Consider the following 4,037-nt stretch of genomic DNA (forward strand, 5'->3'; position numbering starts at 1 on the left):
TCCTACAATTACTTCTTCGATGGCAGCTACATAGGCCTGCCCTCCGATTCAACGGATCACTACTTCGGACTGGGTGATCCGGTCGACGAACTGGGTGATGATGTGGCAACAACCGAGTTCGAAGTAGACTCCTATACGATCAAGGTAGACGGCATTACTAACCCACGTAATACTCCCGTGTTTGGCTTGTCTGCACCCCAAGCGTGGCAGAGCGTGGTTGGCCTATGGGACCCAACCACAGTCGGCGTTTGGTGGGATATGAACGAGCCGACGCGCTTTCAAACCACAGACCCGGACACTCGGCTGGGGATCTTAAGCGGCACCGTCCAGCTGGGCGGTTATACCGACTCTTCGGGTGTCACCGTGAGCATTAACAGCACCGGTTTGAGTACCACCACCGATGCCGACGGATATTGGGAAATTAAAGCACCGGCGCGCAGCTATACCGGGCTGCTGTTTGCTAAAGAGCATTTTGCCGACGTGACCAAGGTACGAACCTATACGGTGCTGGCCAACAGCGTGGCCGACGCCGGAGCGGTAACCTTGGAGCAGCAGACCGGGCGCATATTGGGTGTGCTAACGGTAGACGACGCGCTCGATGTGACCCTCGCAACCCTGAGCGCCACATCCATTAATGGCAGCTACAGCCTAACGGCCGATGCCAGCGGCGTATTTGACTTTGCGCACCTGCCACTGGCGACCTACAGCGTATCGCTTGGCTATGCCGGAGGCAGCTGGGAGACGCGCGTCTTTAGCGTCAAGGTAAAGCCTGGCCAGACGGACTATGACCTCGGTCTGGTGCGGTTGAAAAACAGCTTCGTTTATATTGATGACGACGCGCTCTATACCAATACCCGAGCAGTTGTTTTGTCATTGGCCAATGCCCAAGCCGTGACCATGGCGGTATCTGAAAACGGCGTTAGCAGTGCTGCGGTGGCCATGGCCAACAGCTATGCGCTGACCCTCAGCGCCGGCGACGGTGTGAAAACGGTGACGGTGGCATTCTTCGATGAGGACGGTACCGCCTTGACCGCGGCGAATGACAGCATTGAGTTGGACAGCACGGTCTCCCTGCAGTCCTTGACGCTGTCGTCCGTTGCGACCCGCGGCGACCGCTTAACGGTAACGCTCGATGCCGGTGAAGCCGGCGGTACGGCAAGTTACAATGCGCCCGGTCTGATTTCGGCGCTGGTCTTAGTGGATGACGGCACCGGTGCCGACAGCGCCGCAAACGACGGGCTCTACAGCGCGGCCACAGATATCACCACTTTCGATGACTTTGCCAATCTATCCAGCAGTGCCGATTTTATCGATCGGGCCGGCAACAGCGGGACCTTGGTTGCGACAAGCCTGTTGAACCTGAGCACCCAACCGACCCTATTCGGGCTGCTCACCCAAACCGTCGATGCGCAACTGGTGGTCAGCTTCAGCACCAGCGAAGCGACAACCGCTGTTATTTGGTGGGGCTATGCACCGGGCAGCCTGACCAACAGTGTCGTGGTCTCTGCAACCGAGAGCACCGAACATCAGATCGCTTTGGCGGTCGCGGCCGGGCAGACCGTTTATTATGAAGTTCGGATCGATGACAGTGTGACAACCATCGTGGCCGAACAAGACAGCAGCCAACTGGCCTTTGCGCCAGTGGCGAGCCTGAGTGGCGAGGCCGGTTACAGTGAAACCGGGCTGGTCTGGAGTGAACAGGCCAATGCAACGGCTTACCGGGTGTATCGCTCGCTCGACGCAAACCACTTCACGGCAGTGGCCGATGTGGCCGCGAGTCAAAACTACTATGTTGATAACAGCGCCCTGAACGATACCACTTACTATTACCGAGTCACCTGGTTGAACCAGAGCGCGGTTGAAAGCGATAGATCGGCTATGGTCACCTTGACACCGACTCTGGCCAAGGCCGGGCCGACCGAAGTGGATGGCGGCGTGCTGGCGGTTCACACCCTGTGGCTCAAATCGCGCTCACCCTATCTGATAATCGATAATATGTTGATTAAGGAGAACGCCAGCCTCAATCTGATGGCCGGTACCCAGGTGCAGTTTAATGGTGCGGACAAGCATATTTACCTCAAGGGTCGGATCCTGGCCCATGGCAGTGAGACCGACCGGGTGTCTATTGAAAGCGACCCAACCTGGACGGGTTCAGATAACGAATCTTCCCTGGTTTTTGACCTGGCCAACAGCCAACAGAGCCAATTGCGTTACGCCGATGTGTCGAGATTAAAGATATATAAGAGCGACACGTCTTTGGTGGTGAAGTCAGGCACACCTTCCATTACTTTAGATCGTGTGCAGCTTTCCCTAAGGGGGGAGTATTCAAGTAATTTTAGCGTTCAGTCGCTGTCAAACAGTCAAGTTACGTTTGACGGTTGCTCTGGCAATAGCTATTTAGGCGCTATCGACTCGAGCCAATTGACGAAATCAACGCTGGGTAGCTGTGACAGTTATCAGGTTTTTCGCGCCTCAACGGTAACCGACAGCACCATAAATGATATAGGTTTTAGGGTCGATACTTCGATTCGCGCCAGCACCCTAACCAATGCCTATATGTATTCCTACTACGCGGTCGCCGAGACATTGGTCGTGATCAATAGTGATATATACTCCAACACCACCTTAGTTGCCGAGGCATTGGATCTGACCAACAGCCGTATCGATATCACCGGCAGCAACAGCTGGCTGCGCTTATCCCGCAGTACGCTCGATATGGACAGCAGCGTATCGGCTGTCTTGCTGGATATCGACAGCAACTATTGGGGCACTACCGACATTGCCAATATTGGCGAGCGAACGGGTTATATCTCTAATATTAGTAAGGGCACTCATCTGTACCCGGTGATCTCGTCTGCCGATATAGACAACGCCGACTTTGATGGCGATGGTACGCCCGATATTGCCGATCACGACAATGACGGCGACGGCTATTCCGATCTGCAGGAAGATTGGGAGTCTGATCCGGCCTATGGCTCGGTCTTCGATCCGCTGGATGCGAACAGCTACCCGACCACGTCACAAGACAACGACATGGACGGTGTTGTCGATAGCCTAGACCTGGATGATGATAACGACGGCATTGCCGACGCCGACGAGCCAACCTATGGTACCAGCCCTTATCTGGCCGATACCGATGGCGATGGCGTAAACGATAATCTGGAAATTAGCACGCTATACGACCCGCTCGATCGACTCAGTCATCCACTGGTGGGCTCCCATAGCAATATCCATATCGATGCCAGCTATAATAATAGCGCTGGCAATGTGGTCCTGTTGGCTACGAGCCTGTCGAATATCAGCATTGACCCGGGTATTGTGCTGATGATGGACCGGGATGCTGACGTTGAAATTAACAACAGTACCCTAGCCGGCACCGCCGCAGCACCCATCTTTATTCGCTCCTCTGGGGCCGGCACTGGCAGGATAAGTTTTACTGGCGTGGCAGCAAGCTATTTGAATATTAAGTTGCCAGTGAACTTTTATGTTTATGCGCAAACCACTCTCGACCGAAGCGATATTTGGTTGACCGATTCGTCGAGTATTGACGACGGCGCGACGATTGAGAACAGCAGTCTGTTTGCGGATGCTACCGTCTATAACTACGGTTTGGTTCAGCACTCAATGGTTCGTGGGGCCGGCAGCCTCCGCAATCAAAGCAGTGGTCAAATCATAACGAGTCGCTTAGCAACAAGTAACACCCTTTATAGCTCCGGGATTATCAGTGATTCGGTAATTTCCTCTGCGTATAATTATTCAAATAGCTCCATCATGGGTTCCATTGTGTCGTCCTATAATTCAGGTTCCTCTTATTCATCCCTGGTAGTCGATTCTGATGTCGAGCTTAGCTATGGACGGACATGGGCCACTCTATTCAGTAACAGCTTCCTTACCAAAGGATCCAGCAGCTACAGCGGTTCGGGCTTACCAGTGGATATTATCGGCGATGGCGTGGCCGAAACTGAATTTGTGCTCGATGGATCAACTTTTACAGTGGATGGCATTGTGTCACCCCGATCGACTGCCAACTTCCCCGG

Annotated in this window: 1 pseudogene; it reads left to right on the plus strand. The window is 54.0% G+C overall.

Annotated elements, in window-relative coordinates:
* Nucleotides 1–4,037, plus strand: a pseudogene (locus AC4FIC_RS13970) (hypothetical protein); the annotation flags it as partial.

The organism is Reinekea sp., from assembly GCF_982785585.1.